The organism is Serratia rhizosphaerae, from assembly GCF_009817885.1.
Classification (GTDB): Bacteria; Pseudomonadota; Gammaproteobacteria; order Enterobacterales; family Enterobacteriaceae; genus Serratia_B; species Serratia_B rhizosphaerae.
Map to the genome: position 1 here is coordinate 909,538 of NZ_CP041764.1, position 14,610 is coordinate 924,147.

17 protein-coding genes and 1 riboswitch are annotated in these 14,610 nt (G+C 57.9%); of the genes, 15 read left to right on the plus strand and 2 right to left on the minus strand.

Annotated features, from left to right (window positions below; genetic code table 11):
* Positions 1 to 6 precede the first annotated feature (6 nt).
* From lptE to lipA, 12 genes are all read left to right on the plus strand, one after another.
* Positions 7 to 567 (plus strand): LPS assembly lipoprotein LptE, encoded by a 561-nt coding sequence (gene lptE, locus FO014_RS04300; RefSeq protein ID WP_160027975.1) that lies wholly within the window; start codon positions 7 to 9, stop codon positions 565 to 567.
* Positions 564 to 1,598 carry a DNA polymerase III subunit delta gene (gene holA / locus FO014_RS04305; protein WP_160027977.1) on the plus strand — a complete coding sequence of 345 codons (1,035 nt, stop codon included), beginning with the start codon at positions 564 to 566 and terminating at the stop codon, positions 1,596 to 1,598. The genes lptE and holA overlap by 4 nt, the downstream gene beginning before the upstream one ends.
* On the plus strand, positions 1,588 to 2,250 hold the full coding sequence (gene nadD / locus FO014_RS04310; protein ID WP_160027979.1) for a nicotinate-nucleotide adenylyltransferase: 663 nt from the start codon (positions 1,588 to 1,590) through the stop codon (positions 2,248 to 2,250). Before holA ends, nadD begins: the two co-directional genes overlap by 11 nt.
* 60 nt (positions 2,251 to 2,310) lie before the next feature.
* Complete coding sequence (rsfS, locus tag FO014_RS04315; protein ID WP_015671294.1) at positions 2,311 to 2,628, plus strand: ribosome silencing factor; 318 nt, start codon at positions 2,311 to 2,313, stop codon at positions 2,626 to 2,628.
* A 3-nt stretch (positions 2,629 to 2,631) separates the two neighbouring features.
* Positions 2,632 to 3,102, plus strand: coding sequence for a 23S rRNA (pseudouridine(1915)-N(3))-methyltransferase RlmH (gene rlmH, locus FO014_RS04320; RefSeq protein WP_160027981.1), 471 nt, complete (start codon positions 2,632 to 2,634; stop codon positions 3,100 to 3,102).
* A gap of 39 nt (positions 3,103 to 3,141) precedes the next feature.
* Positions 3,142 to 5,037, plus strand: a complete 1,896-nt coding sequence (gene mrdA / locus FO014_RS04325) for a peptidoglycan DD-transpeptidase MrdA (protein ID WP_160027983.1) — start codon at positions 3,142 to 3,144, stop codon at positions 5,035 to 5,037.
* Positions 5,038 to 5,043: 6 nt separating this feature from the next.
* Positions 5,044 to 6,156, plus strand: coding sequence for a peptidoglycan glycosyltransferase MrdB (gene mrdB / locus FO014_RS04330; RefSeq protein WP_105230101.1), 1,113 nt, complete (start codon positions 5,044 to 5,046; stop codon positions 6,154 to 6,156).
* A 10-nt stretch (positions 6,157 to 6,166) separates the two neighbouring features.
* Complete coding sequence (gene rlpA / locus FO014_RS04335; RefSeq protein ID WP_160027985.1) at positions 6,167 to 7,231, plus strand: endolytic peptidoglycan transglycosylase RlpA; 1,065 nt, start codon at positions 6,167 to 6,169, stop codon at positions 7,229 to 7,231.
* 173 nt (positions 7,232 to 7,404) lie between these two features.
* Complete coding sequence (dacA, locus tag FO014_RS04340) at positions 7,405 to 8,616, plus strand: D-alanyl-D-alanine carboxypeptidase DacA (RefSeq protein ID WP_015671289.1); 1,212 nt, start codon at positions 7,405 to 7,407, stop codon at positions 8,614 to 8,616.
* Positions 8,617 to 8,718: 102 nt separating this feature from the next.
* A complete protein-coding gene (gene ybeD / locus FO014_RS04345) occupies positions 8,719 to 8,985 on the plus strand; it encodes a DUF493 family protein YbeD (RefSeq protein ID WP_015671288.1) in 267 nt (88 codons plus the stop codon).
* A 134-nt stretch (positions 8,986 to 9,119) separates the two neighbouring features.
* On the plus strand, positions 9,120 to 9,785 hold the full coding sequence (lipB, locus tag FO014_RS04350; RefSeq protein WP_201282914.1) for a lipoyl(octanoyl) transferase LipB: 666 nt from the start codon (positions 9,120 to 9,122) through the stop codon (positions 9,783 to 9,785).
* A 222-nt stretch (positions 9,786 to 10,007) separates the two neighbouring features.
* Positions 10,008 to 10,973, plus strand: a complete 966-nt coding sequence (lipA, locus tag FO014_RS04355; RefSeq protein ID WP_160027989.1) for a lipoyl synthase — start codon at positions 10,008 to 10,010, stop codon at positions 10,971 to 10,973.
* 89 nt (positions 10,974 to 11,062) lie between these two features.
* Here the strand turns inward: lipA and tatA are convergent, their stop codons facing one another.
* Positions 11,063 to 11,272: a Sec-independent protein translocase subunit TatA gene (gene tatA / locus FO014_RS04360; protein WP_111737602.1), complete on the minus strand. Its 210-nt coding sequence runs from the start codon at positions 11,270 to 11,272 to the stop codon at positions 11,063 to 11,065.
* A 203-nt stretch (positions 11,273 to 11,475) separates the two neighbouring features.
* Positions 11,476 to 11,552, plus strand: a riboswitch (Fluoride riboswitch).
* A 76-nt stretch (positions 11,553 to 11,628) separates the two neighbouring features.
* Here tatA and crcB point away from each other — a divergent pair.
* The 3 genes from crcB (at position 11,629) to FO014_RS04375 (ending at position 14,097) form a co-directional block, all read left to right on the plus strand.
* A complete protein-coding gene (gene crcB, locus FO014_RS04365; RefSeq protein WP_160027991.1) occupies positions 11,629 to 12,012 on the plus strand; it encodes a fluoride efflux transporter CrcB in 384 nt (127 codons plus the stop codon).
* Between the two features lie 290 nt (positions 12,013 to 12,302).
* Positions 12,303 to 12,914: a TetR/AcrR family transcriptional regulator gene (locus FO014_RS04370; protein WP_160027993.1), complete on the plus strand. Its 612-nt coding sequence runs from the start codon at positions 12,303 to 12,305 to the stop codon at positions 12,912 to 12,914.
* Entirely contained in the window at positions 12,907 to 14,097 is a 1,191-nt protein-coding gene (locus tag FO014_RS04375) for a Bcr/CflA family efflux MFS transporter (protein WP_160027995.1), read from the plus strand. The genes FO014_RS04370 and FO014_RS04375 overlap by 8 nt, the downstream gene beginning before the upstream one ends.
* A 61-nt stretch (positions 14,098 to 14,158) precedes the next feature.
* On the opposite strand, the gene cspE is transcribed toward FO014_RS04375, so the two are convergent.
* The gene (gene cspE, locus FO014_RS04380; protein WP_105230093.1) at positions 14,159 to 14,368 is read right to left on the minus strand and encodes a transcription antiterminator/RNA stability regulator CspE; all 210 of its coding nucleotides are present in this window, start codon (positions 14,366 to 14,368) and stop codon (positions 14,159 to 14,161) included.
* Positions 14,369 to 14,610 lie beyond the last annotated feature (242 nt).

Consider the following 14,610-nt stretch of genomic DNA (forward strand, 5'->3'; position numbering starts at 1 on the left):
GGGGTTGTGCGACTTCGTATTACAACGTTGTTGCTGGGGCTGGTGGTGCTGATCACCGCCGGCTGCGGTTATCACCTGCGTGGCACCACGCAGGTACCATCAGAGATGAAAACGCTGATGCTGGACAGCTATGACCCATACGGTCCGCTGACCCGCGCGGTGCGCGCACAGCTGCGCGCCAACGGCGTGACCATTGTGAAAGACGCGACGCGTAAAGATGTGCCGTCGCTGCGCATCGTCAACTCCTCACAGGGGCAGGATACCGTGTCTATCTTCCAGGACGGTAAGACTGCCGAGTATCAGATGGTGATGACGGTGGATGCGCAGGTGTTGATTCCGGGTCACGATATTTATCCGCTCAATGCCAAAGTTTTCCGCTCGTTCTTCGATAACCCGCTGACCGCGCTGGCGAAAGACTCCGAGCAGGAGATCATCCTGCAGGAAATGCGCGAGCAGGCGGCGCAACAGCTGGTGCGTAAGCTGCTGACGGTGCATGCTGCGGAAGAAGAAGCCCAGCAGCAGGCCGCGGCGGCCGATAAAAACGCGGAAAGCCGCCCAGCGCAATGACCCGTCTCTATCCTGAACAACTTGCTGCGCAGCTCCGAGAGGGGCTGCGCGCTTGTTATCTACTGTGCGGCAATGAGCCGCTGCTGCTGCAGGAAAGCCAGGACCTGATCCGTCAGGCGGCAACGGCGCAGCAGTTCAGTGAACATTACAGCATCTCCCTTGACGCCCATACCGACTGGGACGCCATCTTCAGTATCTGTCAGTCGATGAGCCTGTTCGCCAGCCGGCAAACGTTGTTGCTGATCCTGCCGGAAAACGGCCCGACCGCCCCGATCGGCGAACAGCTGGTCAAACTGGCGGCGTTGCTGCATGAGGATATCATTCTGATGCTGCGCGGCCCGCGGCTGACCAAAGCGCAGGAAAACAGCGCCTGGTTCAAGGCGCTGGGCACAAACGGCGCCTACGTCACCTGCCAGACGCCGGAACAGACGCAGCTGCCGCGCTGGGTCGCCAAGCGCGCCAAAGCGATGCAGCTGGAGCTGGACGAGCCGGCCAATCAGCTGCTGTGCTACTGCTACGAAGGTAACCTGCTGGCGCTGGCGCAGGCGCTGGAGCGTCTGGCCTTGCTGCATCCGGACGGTAAACTGACGCTGCCGCGCGTCGAACAGGCGGTCAATGACGCCGCGCACTTTTCTCCGTATCACTGGCTCGATGCCCTGCTGGCCGGCAAAAGCAAGCGCGCCTGGCATATTCTGCAGCAGCTGCGTCAGGAAGATGTCGAACCGGTGATCCTGCTGCGCACGCTGCAGCGCGAACTGATGCAATTACTCACCCTGCAGCGCCAGATGGCGACAACGCCGCTGCGTACGCTGTTCGACCAGCATAAGGTGTGGCAAAACCGCCGTAACCTGGTGACCCAGGCGCTGCAGCGCCTGTCGGCCGCGCAGCTGCAGCAGGCGGTACGGCTGTTGGCGCACATAGAGGTCACCCTCAAGCAGGATTACGGCCAGTCGGTCTGGCCGGAACTGGAATCCCTGTCGATGTTGATCTGCGGTAAACCGCTGGCTACGAGTTTTTCCGATGTCTACTAACACACCCGCAGCCGACGGGCTGCACGCGCTGTTCGGCGGTACGTTCGATCCCATCCATTACGGCCACCTGCGTCCGGTCGAGGCGCTGGCCCGGGAAGTGGGCCTGAATCAGGTCACTCTGCTGCCGAACCACGTTCCGCCGCACCGCCCGCAGCCGGAAGCCAATGCCCGGCAGCGGCTGAAAATGGTTGAGCTGGCGATCGCCGGCAACCCGCTGTTTGCCGTTGACGACCGCGAGTTGCACCGCACCACGCCGTCGTATACCGTCGAAACGCTGGAGGCGATTCGTCAGCAACGCGGCCCGACTCAGCCGCTGGCGTTTATTATCGGCCAGGATTCGCTGCTGAGCCTGCATAAGTGGCAACGCTGGCAAGACCTGCTCAGCCTGTGCCATCTGCTGGTGCTGGCCCGCCCGGGTTATAACGACCGTATGGAGACGCCGGCGTTACAGCGCTGGCTGGATACCCACCGCGTCAGCGCCCCGACGGCGCTCCGCAGCCGGCCGCACGGTTCGCTGTATCTGGCGGATACGCCGCTGCTGGAAATTTCTGCCACCGAAATTCGCGAACGTCGCCATCAGGGCGTCAGTTGCGATGACTTACTGCCGCGTTCGGTGCAGGGTTATATCGAATTACAGGGTTTATATCGTTAACGATAGGCGCATGATATACTGCGCCGCTATTTTTCAAGCTCACCATCCCAGGGGGAACCTTTGCAAGGTAAAGCGCTCCAAGACTTCGTTATCGACAAGATCGACGATCTTAAAGGCCAGGATATTATCGCTCTGAACGTTCAGGGTAAATCCAGCATCACCGACTGTATGATCATCTGCACCGGCACATCCACGCGTCACGTGATGTCGATCGCCGACCACGTAGTGCAAGAGTCCCGCGCCGCAGGTATGGATCTGCACGGCATGAAAGGCCAGGAGGCCTCCGACTGGATCGTTGTCGATCTGGGCGAAGTTATCGTGCACGTCATGCAGGAAGAAAGCCGCCGGCTGTATGAACTGGAAAAACTCTGGAGCTAAGCGGTGAAATTGCAACTGGTTGCAGTTGGCACCAAAATGCCGGACTGGGTGCAGACCGGCTTTATGGATTATCTGCACCGCTTTCCGAAAGATATGCCGTTTGAACTGACCGAAGTCCCGGCGGGCAAACGCGGCAAAAATGCCGATATCAAACGCATCCTGGACAAGGAAGGCGAACAAATGCTGGCGGCCGTCGGCAAAGGTAATAGAATTGTTACGCTGGATATCCCCGGTAAGCCGTGGGATACGCCGCAGCTGGCGCAGCAGCTGGAACGCTGGAAACAGGACGGCCGCAACGTCAGCCTGCTGATCGGCGGGCCTGAAGGGCTGGCCCCGGCATGCAAAGCCGCGGCGGAGCAGAGCTGGTCGCTCTCACCGCTGACGCTGCCGCATCCGTTAGTGCGCGTTCTGGTGGCGGAAAGCCTGTACCGCGCCTGGAGCATTACCACCAATCATCCTTACCACCGGGAGTAAACCGGTGGTGATCGTGACAGAGTGAAATAAAGCAGCGGGATGAAAATAGAACGTAACCCTTTTCGCGACTATTCGGCTGAATCAGCCCTGTTTGTACGCCGCGCCCTAGTGGCGTTTTTGGTCATTCTGGTGCTGAGCTGCATCCTGATTGCCAATATGTATAATTTACAAATTGTCCGCTTTGAGGATTACCGCACCCGCTCTAACGAAAACCGCATCAAACTGGTGCCCATCCCGCCCAGCCGCGGCATTATTTACGATCGCAACGGTACGCCGCTGGCGCTCAACCGCACCATCTATCAGCTTGAGCTGATGCCGGAAAAAGTCGATAACCTGGAGGCCACGCTGCAGGCGCTGCGCCCGGTGGTCGATCTGACCGATGACGATATCGCCAACTTTAGAAAAGAGCGTAAGCGCTCGCGCCGCTTCGTCTCTATCCCGGTGAAAACCGCGCTGACCGAAGTGCAGGTCGCACGCTTTGCCGTCAACCAGTTCCGTTTCCCCGGCGTTGAAGTCAAAGGCTACCAGCGCCGTTACTACCCTTACGGTTCGGCCCTGACCCACGTTATCGGTTATGTATCGAAAATCAACGACCGCGACGTCGCGCGCCTGAACAAAGAAGAAAAGCTGGCCAACTATGCCGCCACCCACGATATCGGCAAGCTGGGCATCGAACGCTATTATGAAGATACGCTGCACGGTAAAACCGGCTATGAAGAGGTCGAGGTCAATAACCGCGGCCGGGTGATCCGCCAGTTGCATGAACAGCAGCCTTCCGCCGGCCAGGATATTTACCTGACGCTGGATCTCAACCTGCAGCGCTATATCGAACAACTGCTGGTCGGCAGCCGCGCCGCCGTGGTGGTCAGCGACCCGCGTACCGGCGCAATTCTGGCGATGGTGTCCAACCCAAGCTACGACCCGAACATGTTTGTCGACGGCATTTCCAATAAAGAGTATCAGGGTTTACTGAATGACCCGAACCGGCCGCTGATCAACCGCGCCACGCAGGGCGTCTATCCGCCGGCTTCGACGGTAAAACCCTATATCGCCGTATCGGCACTGAGCGCCGGCGTCGTCACCAAAAACACCATTGTGTTCGATCCCGGCTGGTGGCAGCTTCCCGGTTCGGAAAAACGCTACCGCGACTGGAAAAAGTGGGGGCACGGCCGTCTGAACGTCACCAAGGCGCTGGAAGAGTCCGCCGATACCTATTTCTATCAGGTGGCTTATGATATGGGCATTGACCGCCTGTCCAGCTGGCTGACAAAATTCGGCTACGGCCAATATACTGGCGTCGATCTGTCCGAAGAGCGCTCCGGCCTGATGCCGACCCGCGAATGGAAACTCAAACGCTATAAAAAACCATGGTATCAGGGCGACACCATCCCGGTAGGCATTGGTCAGGGGTACTGGACCGCAACGCCGCTGCAGATGTCAAAGGCGCTGAATATCCTGATCAACGACGGAGTAATAAAAACGCCGCACCTGCTGCACAGTAAAAAAATAAATGGTTCACTGGTGCCTTTCCGTCAGGAAGCTCAGGCACCAATCGGAGATATCCACTCCGGCTTCTGGGAAATTGCCAAAGACGGTATGTACGGGGTCGCCAATCGCGCCAACGGCACGGCGCGCAAGTTTTTTGCCGGCACCCCCTATAAAGCCGCGGCGAAATCGGGTACCGCACAGGTATTCGGTTACGAAACCTATAACGCCCACAAACTTGCGGAACATCTGCGCGACCATAAGCTGATGACCGCGTTCGCCCCTTATGACAACCCGACGGTGTCGGTGGCGATCATCCTGGAAAACGGCGGCGCCGGCCCGGCGGTCGGCACCATAACCCGCCAGATCCTCGATCATATCCTGCTGGGTGACAACAATACGCAATTACCGGACACGCCGCCGGCGGCGCCCGGCTCAGAAGGTGACTAACAGACCATGACCGAAAGCCAAAAAAAGGGCTCGATCTGGACCAAGATCCATATAGACCCGACGTTTCTGCTGCTGATTCTCGCCCTGCTGGTGTACAGCGCCTTCGTGATGTGGAGCGCCAGCGGCCAGGATCTCGGCATGATGGAGCGCAAGATCGGCCAAATCGTGATGGGGCTGATCGTGATGGCCGTGATGGCACAAATCCCGCCGCGCGTCTATGAAAGCTGGGCGCCCTATCTGTATATCTTCTGCGTCATCCTGCTGATACTGGTCGACGCCTTCGGCCAGATCAGTAAAGGCGCACAGCGCTGGCTTGATCTGGGCTTTGTGCGTTTTCAGCCGTCGGAAATTGCCAAGATCGCCGTGCCGCTGATGGTGGCGCGCTTTATGAACCGCGACGTCTGCCCGCCGTCGCTGAAAAATACCGGCATTGCGCTGGTGCTGATCTTCCTGCCGACCCTACTGGTCGCCGCACAACCCGATCTGGGCACCTCAATTCTGATCGCCGCATCCGGCCTGTTTGTACTGTTCCTCTCCGGCATGAGCTGGAAGCTGATCGCCATCGCCGCGCTGCTGCTGGCGGCGTTTATTCCAATTTTATGGTTCTTCCTGATGCACGGCTATCAGCGCGACCGCGTGATGATGTTGCTCGATCCGGAAAGCGATCCGCTGGGGGCGGGCTACCACATTATTCAGTCGAAAATCGCTATCGGCTCCGGCGGCCTGTCCGGCAAAGGCTGGCTGCACGGCACCCAGTCGCAGCTTGAGTTCCTGCCGGAGCGCCATACCGACTTTATCTTCGCGGTGCTGGCCGAGGAACTGGGGCTGGTCGGCGTGCTGGTGCTGCTGGCGCTGTACCTGCTGGTGATTATCCGCGGCCTGATGATCGCCGCCAAAGCCCAGACCACCTTCGGCCGGGTGATGGTCGGCGGTCTGATGCTGATTTTGTTCGTTTATGTATTTGTTAACATTGGCATGGTGAGTGGAATTTTACCGGTAGTTGGCGTACCTTTGCCTCTGGTCAGTTACGGCGGATCGGCGCTGATCGTACTTATGGCTGGGTTCGGCATCATCATGTCGATTCACACGCACCGTAAAATGCTGTCTAAGAGTTTATAAGAGGTGAGTAATGCGTAAGGAATGGCTTTGGATCGGCGCAGCAGCGGTATTACTTTCCGCCTGTGCCACCACTGATGAGCAACAGGCGCCGCCCGCCGCGCCCTATAACGGCCCGGTGGTCGAGATCAGCGGCGTGGAGCCTCATTATGAACCTTATAACCCGGGCACGCTGCAGGATTATAAAGTGAACGGCGACAGCTACCGCATCGTTAAAAACCCGCAGAATTTCTCACAGACCGGGCTGGCAAGCTGGTACGGCGAAGAGTCCAGCGGCAACCGCACCGCCATCGGCGAAACGTTCGATCCCTATGCCCTGAGCGCGGCGCACCCGACGCTGCCGCTCCCAAGCTACGTGCGCGTCACCAACCTGGCCAACGGCCGTCAGCTGGTGGTGCGCGTCAACGATCGCGGCCCTTACGTGAAAGGGCGCATTATCGACCTGTCGAAAGCCGCCGCCGACCGCCTGAATCTGTCGAATAATACGCGGGTGAAAGTTGATTTTATCAACGTCGCTCCGGACGGTACGCTGAGCGGGCCAGGCACCGTCGGCACTACCGTCGCCAAACAGAGCTATGCCCTGCCCGCACGGCCGAATCTGAGCAGCGGCGCCATGGGCACCCCGGTGCAACAAGACGCGCCGGGGCTCAATAACAATGACGTTCGCGCCATTGATAACAGCAGCCTGACCAACGGCCAGGCCAGCGCCGAACCAGGCAGCAACGGTGGTCTGACCGGTGCGACGCCTGACAGCGTCCAGGCCGGCAGTAGCGTCGCAGCGTCCTCGTCAGCACCGGTAGCCGCTGCAGCAGCCGCCACGACCGGCGCAGCAACCGCTGCTTCCGCGTCAACCGCTGGCTATGTTGTTCAGGTCGCCGCGTTAAGCGACGCCGCACGCGCACAGGCATGGCAACAGAAACTCAGCCAACAGTTCGGCGTGCCGGGCAGCGTATCCGCCAACGGCGCCGTACACCGCGTGCAGCTCGGCCCGTTCAGCGATCGCCAGCAGGCGCTGGCGCTACAGCAGCGGCTGGTCTCGGAAGCAAAACAACAGTCATTTGTCACCGCCGCACCTTAAGCGTGGCATCCGGCAGGCTCGCACCGAACGGCCGTTTTAGCGGAAACATTTTCTTGCAGCTAAGAATGTAAAAACCGTGATCGGTCAGAGGATTGGCTAATGCCTGCCGAGATCCCATCTGCTATAGTGAGGCACGTTTTTAACTTACTTTCACGGATGTTGTAGTCCAGATCATGAAACATGTAACCTCTTTTCGCTTAATCAAGGGCATCGCGCTCAGCACCGTTATCGCCATGGGCGCCGCCAGCAGCGCGCAGGCCGAAGACGCTAATCTTAAAACCATGATCCCGGGTGTTCCGCAAATTGACGCGGAATCTTACATCCTGATTGATTACAACTCCGGTAAGGTTCTGGCGGAATCCAATGCGGATGCGCGTCGCGACCCAGCCAGCCTGACTAAAATGATGACCAGCTACGTCATCGGCCAGGCGCTGAAAGCCGGTAAGATCGGCCAGGACGATCTGGTCACCGTCGGGCAAGACGCCTGGGCGACCGGCAACCCGGTGTTCAAAGGCTCTTCACTGATGTTCCTGAAGCCGGGCGATCGCGTACCGGTCTCCAAACTGACGCGCGGCATCAATCTGCAGTCCGGTAACGACGCCTGCGTGGCGATGGCCGACTACGTGGCGGGCAGCCAGGATTCGTTCGTCAATCTGATGAACAACTACGTCCAGCAACTGGGCCTGAAAAACACCCACTTCAAGACCGTACACGGTCTGGATGCCGACGGGCAGTTCAGCTCCGCGCGCGATATGGCGCTGATCGGCCAGGCGCTGATCCGCGACGTGCCGGACGAGTACGCCATCTATAAAGAAAAAGAGTTCACCTTTAATAACATCCGCCAGGTCAACCGTAACGGCCTGCTGTGGGATAAAAGCCTGAACGTCGACGGCATCAAAACCGGCCACACCAACGCCGCAGGCTACAACCTGGTGGCCTCCGCCACCGAAGGCCAGATGCGTCTGATCTCCGCCGTGCTGGGCGGTCACACCTATAAAGGCCGTGAAACCGAAAGTAAAAAGCTGCTGACCTGGGGCTTCCGCTTCTTTGAAACTGTCGCACCGCTGAAGGCAGGTAAAGAGTTCGCCTCTGAGCCGGTATGGTTCGGCGACGCCGACCGCGTTGAGCTGGGCGTCGACAAAGACGTTTACCTGACCATTCCGCGCGGCCGGATGAAAGATCTGAAAGCCAGCTACGTGCTCAACACGCCGGAAATCCACGCGCCGCTGACCAAAAATCAGGTCGTCGGCAGCATCAACTTCCAGTTGGACGGTAAAACCATCGACCAGCGTCCGCTGGTGGTGCTGAATGAAGTGAAAGAAGGCGGCATCTTCGGTCGTCTGGTGGACTACATCAAGCTGATGTTCCATCACTGGTTCGGCTAACGCTTGAAACCGGCAAAAACGCCCCCATATGGTAAATAACACTAACTCCCGCTCCGGCGGGAGTTATAATTTAGAAAAGATGTCACGCTGGAGCGCCCGCACATGCAAAAAACGAAACTGAACGAACTGCTCGAATTCCCTTGCTCATTTACTTACAAGGTGATGGGGCTGGCACAGCCTGAGCTGGTTGACCAGGTAGTTGAAGTGGTGCAGCGCCACGCGCCCGGTGATTATAATCCGCAGATTAAACCGAGCAGCAAAGGTAACTACCACTCCGTCTCCATTACCATCAACGCCACCCATATCGACCAGGTGGAGAAGCTGTATGAAGAGCTGGGCAACATTGAAATTGTCCGTATGGTGCTGTAATCACCACATACACTACGACTGACCAACCCGGGTCCGACGCCAGTCCGCCCGGGTTGCGCATTTCTGGAGCGCTAAACGCTGGTCGCCGGCCGGAGCGCCCGATATAATGGCCGCACCACTTCCGTAACCTGACGATGCCCGTGCAACACGATAAGATCATAGTCCGTCAGCTGGGGCTACAGCCCTATGAGCCAGTCTCTCAGGCCATGCACAACTTCACCGATCGCCGCAGCGAAAACACCACGGACGAACTGTGGCTGGTACAGCACTCCCCGGTATTCACCCAAGGCCAGGCCGGCAAAGCGGAACACGTGCTGATGCCCGGCGATATCCCGGTCATTCAAAGCGATCGCGGCGGCCAGGTCACCTATCATGGCCCCGGCCAGCAGGTGATGTACGTGATGGTCGATCTCAAGCGCAATAAAATTGGCGTGCGCCAACTGGTCAGCACGATTGAAGACACCGTCGTCCAGACCCTCACCCACTTTCATATTGATTCACGCGCGCGCCCTGACGCGCCCGGCGTATACGTCGGCGACCAGAAAATCTGCTCGCTGGGGTTGCGCATCCGCAAAGGCAGCTCCTTCCACGGTCTGGCGCTCAATGTGGCAATGGATCTTGGCCCGTTCCAGCGCATCAACCCCTGCGGTTACGCCGGCATGCAGATGACCCAGGTCAGCGCGCTGGCACCCGCTGTGTCACTGGAGGACGTGGCGCCGGTTCTGGTACAGGAGTTTGTTCGCCTGCTCGGCTATCAGCAGGTTGAAACGGGCAGTTGGACTTTAGATGATTATCTGTAGCTTTCCCTGACCGCACGGGATGCACCCGCTTAGCTACGGCAAAGCCGTAAGAACGCGTATAATGGTGCACACGCCCCAGCGCGATACAGGGGCTGAATGGATCGCGGTAAAAGTGGTATAGTATCGCCAAGTTTTTACCTACTTCTTACTACGGCTTTTTAATTTATTGATCTTAAAAGATAAAAACAAAAGTCGAGTTTCGTAACTGGAACCTGCACGACTATGAGTAAACCAATTCAGATGGAACGCGGCGTCAAATACCGCGATGCAGACAAAATGGCGCTGATCCCGGTCAAAACGGTGGTCACCGAACGGCAGGAGCTGTTACGTAAACCCGAGTGGATGAAAATCAAACTGCCCGCCGACTCAACGCGGATTCAGGGCATCAAAGCCGCAATGCGTAAGAATGGTCTGCATTCGGTCTGTGAAGAAGCCTCCTGCCCTAACCTGTCTGAATGTTTTAACCACGGTACCGCCACCTTTATGATCCTCGGCGCTATCTGTACCCGTCGCTGCCCGTTCTGCGACGTAGCTCATGGCCGTCCTGTTGCACCCGACGCCAACGAACCGGAAAAACTGGCGCAAACCATCGCCGATATGGCGCTGCGCTATGTGGTGATCACCTCCGTTGACCGCGACGATCTGCGCGACGGCGGCGCCCAGCACTTTGCCGACTGTATCAGCGCCATTCGCGCCAAAAATCCGGACATCAAAATCGAAACCCTGGTGCCGGACTTCCGCGGCCGCATGGATCGCGCGCTGGATATCCTGACGGCGACGCCGCCGGACGTTTTCAATCACAATCTGGAAAACGTGCCGCGTGTTTACCGCCAGGTGCGCCCGGGCGCCAACTATGAGTGGTCACTGAAGCTGCTGGAGCGCTTTAAAGAAGCGCACCCGGATATTCCGACCAAGTCGGGCCTGATGGTCGGGCTGGGAGAAACCAACGCAGAAATCATTGAAGTGATGCGCGATTTGCGCCGTCACGGCGTCACCATGCTGACGCTGGGCCAATACCTGCAGCCAAGCCGCCACCACCTGCCGGTACAGCGCTACGTCAGCCCGGCGGAGTTTGAAGAGATGAAAGAAGAAGCGCTGGCGATGGGCTTTACCCATGCGGCGTGCGGTCCGTTTGTCCGCTCTTCTTATCACGCCGATCTGCAGGCGAAAGGTATGGAAGTCAAATAACGCCGCTGCAGGGTAACGTTTTGTTACGCTTTAGCTGACTGACAGCGCAAAAAACGGATGCCCTGCGGCATCCGTTTTTTTATGCGGTCTCAGACGTCTTTCTTCTCGACATTCTGCTGGCCTGCGGCGCTACTGTCCGCCGTATTCTGCACCGGCGGGGTATCGTCACCCACCGCTTTTTTAAAGCCCTTCAGCGCCGCGCCCAAGTCAGCGCCCAGCGTACGCAGTTTGCTGGTACCGAACAATAAGACGATCAACACCGCAATCACCAACAGTTTGGTAATACTGATTCCTTCCATATTCACCTTCTTTAATACATATATGCCGCAGGACGCAGCGAAAGAGATAAACCTTGCCTGCGCTTAGTTATCCGCTTTCTGACAAATAAAACAACGGCAAGCTGTAACAGAGTAAGATCGCCGATCGTCGGCGTAATTTGCCGCCGGGGCTACAAAACCGTCTGCGCAACGTGTAACATCGACACCATCGATAGTTACAGTTTATCGACCACGGAGATGACATTCCTCCAGCCCCGATAAGGGATAAACCGCCTGACCGGCTGATGATGTCTACGTAACCTCAGAGCGAGGTGCGTAGCATTGCGCCCGTACCCTTCTGAGCATCCTACTCTTCTGTTTGAAAGGGCTTTCTGACCATGTTGAATTCTTTACTGGCCGTATTTATCGGCGGCGGCTTAGGCAGCGTACTGCGCTGGAGCATCAGTCTGCGGCTCAATCCGCTGCACGCTGCAATTCCGCTGGGCACCCTGACCGTCAACCTGCTGGGTGGCTTTATTATCGGCCTGGCGATGGCGCTGATGGCCCGCGCCAGCGCTATCGATCCCACCTGGCGCCTGCTGCTGACGACCGGTTTCTGCGGCGGCCTGACCACCTTTTCCACCTTCTCGCTGGAAGTGGTATCCCTGCTGCAGGACGGGCGTTTTTTGTGGGCGCTGACCAACGCCATGCTGAACCTGGCCGGCTCGCTGCTGATGACCCTGTTGGCGTACCTGCTGGTCGCCTGGATCACCGGGCAGTAACCCGCGCTTAATGTTTTCTTAATCTTGCATACGGATAATCCTCATCCAGTGTTATAAAAACCGGATGAGGATCGCTATGTGGAATATGCCGAAAACCGCCGCTGAATTTGCCGCCGCCGCGCTGTGCGTCGCCACGGTCGCCGCATTTATCCACCTTTATCTGTTCAGCTAAACGGGCCGCCGTCGGCCCGCGTAAAAACTTTCACAAATAATTCCGCCTGCGCTACAATTGAGAATGAACGTTCGCACTCAAACTGCGTTTCTTCCCTTGTCAGTGATAGGATTGGGACATGTCATCCCCAGCAGAAAGCAGGCAGGCGAAAGCCGAACTGCGCCGCAACCAAATCGTCGCAGCCGCGAAAGTCTGCTTTCGTCAATATGGCTTTCATGCCGCCAGCATGGCGGAGATCGCCCAGCGTTCAGCCTTGAGCGTCGGGCAGATTTACCGCTACTTCGTCAATAAAGACGCCATTATCGCCGAAATTGTTGACCGCATTATTAACGATAAAATGCGGCGTCTTGAGGATCTCAGCGACCACATCAACCTGATTGCCGGTACGCTCGCCACGCGGACTCTGTATCAATTACCGGGACAAAACGAAGACGACCACCTGCTGATGCTGGAAGTGACCGCCGAAGCCACGCGCAACCCGGCGGTGGCCGCCATGCTGAGCGATGCCGAAGCGCGCCTGTTCCGTCACGTCTGCCGCAATCTGCAACAGCTCTATCCGTCGTTCAGCGACGAAGAAATCGCCGCGCGCGTCGAATTTATCGCCGTGCTCAGCGAAGGCACCGGTTACCGCCTGCTTACCACGCAAAAAGCCGACCCCAAACTGCTGGAAGGTTTATACCAGCAGGCTATCTCCCATCTGTTCCGTGAGTCCGCTACACCTAATGAGTAAACAACACGCCCGCCAACGATTAGTCTATGCCGCCGTACTTGGCCTTCTGGCCGCACTGGGGCCATTGTGCATCGACCTTTACCTGCCGGCGCTGCCGGAAATGACCGCCGAGCTCAACACCTCAACCGCCACGGCGCAGCTGAGCCTGACCGCCGGCCTGCTGGGGCTTGGCCTCGGCCAGCTGATCTTCGGCCCTTACAGTGACAAGCTGGGACGTATCCGTCCCTTACTGCTGTCGCTGCTAATTTTACTGGCAGCCTCGCTGTGGTGCGCCTTGGCCACCAGTATCGACCAACTGTTGATCGCCCGTCTACTGCAAGGGCTGGCCGGTTCCGGCGGCGCCGTAATCTCCCGCGCCATCGCCCGTGATATGTATTCAGGCCATGAGTTAACGCGCTTTTTCGCGCTGCTGATGCTGGTGAACGGTCTGGCGCCAATCGTCGCGCCGGTGCTGGGCGGCGCGCTGTTGAAGTTTATGGACTGGCGCGGCATTTTTGATGCGCTGGCGCTGATCGCCCTGCTGCTTTTCACCCTGTCGCTGCTGAAACTCAGCGAGTCTCTGCCGCAGGAGCGGCGCAGTCAGGGCGGCGTGCTGTCGATGTTGCGATCGCTGGGGGGCTTGCTGCGCCAACGGCAGTTTATGGGGCTGTGCCTGACGCAGGGATTCGTGATGGCCGGGATGTTTGCTTATATCGGCGCTTCGCCTTTTGTTCTGCAGCAGATCTACGGCCTCAGCCCGCAGATGTTCAGCCTGTGTTTTGCGATGAACGGCATCGGGCTGGTGATTTCCGCCCAGACGGCAGCGCGTCTGAGCCGACGCTTCGGTGAACTGCGGGTTCTAAAGTGCGGGCTGACGCTGGCGGCGGTCGCTTCGCTGCTGCTGCTGCTAGCCGGCTGGCTGCATGCGCCGCTACCGCTGTTGCTGGCGCCGCTGTTCTTCGCCATTGCTGCTGTCGGCAGCGTCGGCCCGACGGCTTCCTCGCTGGCGATGCAAAGCCAGGGTGATAAAGCCGGCAGCGCTTCCGCCCTGATTGGCGTATGTATGTTCGCACTCGGCGCCTGCAGCGTTCCGCTCACCGGGTTGGGCGGCACCTCCAGCGTATCGATGGCACTGACGATTTTCGGCTGCTATTTCATCGCCATCATGCTGTTTACCCTGCTGGTGCCCAAGGCCCCACGCTGATCGGCAGCAATAAAAAACCCGCTCATCAGGAGCGGGTTTTCAGCAAAGCGGCTAGTGTCGCTTAAAGCGCGGTAACGTTAGCTGCAGATGGGCCTTTAGCGCCATTGGTGATTTCAAATTCTACCTGCTGGCCTTCAGCGAGCGTTTTGAAACCATTGCTAACGATGGCAGAAAAGTGAACGAAAACGTCCTTGCTACCATCTTCCGGAGTAATGAAGCCGAAACCTTTAGATTCATTAAACCACTTAACGCTACCTTTAATCTTAGACATCAAACTTACCTTTAACGTGAATGTAAGACACAAATCGTGTGTCAGATACAGTACAGCAACTGCCCGGCTTTTTGTCCACTGCTCAGATCACATAACGCGGATAAAAAGTGCAATAGCCGGCATCTGGCGGCGTAAAGTGTCCGTTCCACCCATAAAATCCGCAATTTCCAGGATTATCCGCTCAGAGCTCCGCCGAATGGCGATGAGCCGCGCATTTTGCCGCACGGCAGACACAGGAAAAC

Excerpts from the sequence above, each read along its gene's own strand:
- holA (WP_160027977.1), top strand. The coding sequence starts at position 564 with ATGACCCGTCTCTATCCTGAACAACTTGCTGCGCAGCTCCGAGAGGGG.
- FO014_RS04375 (WP_160027995.1), top strand. The coding sequence starts at position 12,907 with ATGAGTAAACAACACGCCCGCCAACGATTAGTCTATGCCGCCGTACTT.
- lipB (WP_201282914.1), top strand. The coding sequence starts at position 9,120 with ATGCCCGTGCAACACGATAAGATCATAGTCCGTCAGCTGGGGCTACAG.
- lipA (WP_160027989.1), top strand. The coding sequence starts at position 10,008 with ATGAGTAAACCAATTCAGATGGAACGCGGCGTCAAATACCGCGATGCA.
- mrdB (WP_105230101.1), top strand. The coding sequence starts at position 5,044 with ATGACCGAAAGCCAAAAAAAGGGCTCGATCTGGACCAAGATCCATATA.
- nadD (WP_160027979.1), top strand. The coding sequence starts at position 1,588 with ATGTCTACTAACACACCCGCAGCCGACGGGCTGCACGCGCTGTTCGGC.
- FO014_RS04370 (WP_160027993.1), top strand. The coding sequence starts at position 12,303 with ATGTCATCCCCAGCAGAAAGCAGGCAGGCGAAAGCCGAACTGCGCCGC.
- mrdA (WP_160027983.1), top strand. The coding sequence starts at position 3,142 with ATGAAAATAGAACGTAACCCTTTTCGCGACTATTCGGCTGAATCAGCC.
- ybeD (WP_015671288.1), top strand. The coding sequence starts at position 8,719 with ATGCAAAAAACGAAACTGAACGAACTGCTCGAATTCCCTTGCTCATTT.
- cspE (WP_105230093.1), bottom strand. The coding sequence starts at position 14,368 with ATGTCTAAGATTAAAGGTAGCGTTAAGTGGTTTAATGAATCTAAAGGT.
- crcB (WP_160027991.1), top strand. The coding sequence starts at position 11,629 with ATGTTGAATTCTTTACTGGCCGTATTTATCGGCGGCGGCTTAGGCAGC.
- rlpA (WP_160027985.1), top strand. The coding sequence starts at position 6,167 with ATGCGTAAGGAATGGCTTTGGATCGGCGCAGCAGCGGTATTACTTTCC.
- dacA (WP_015671289.1), top strand. The coding sequence starts at position 7,405 with ATGAAACATGTAACCTCTTTTCGCTTAATCAAGGGCATCGCGCTCAGC.
- tatA (WP_111737602.1), bottom strand. The coding sequence starts at position 11,272 with ATGGAAGGAATCAGTATTACCAAACTGTTGGTGATTGCGGTGTTGATC.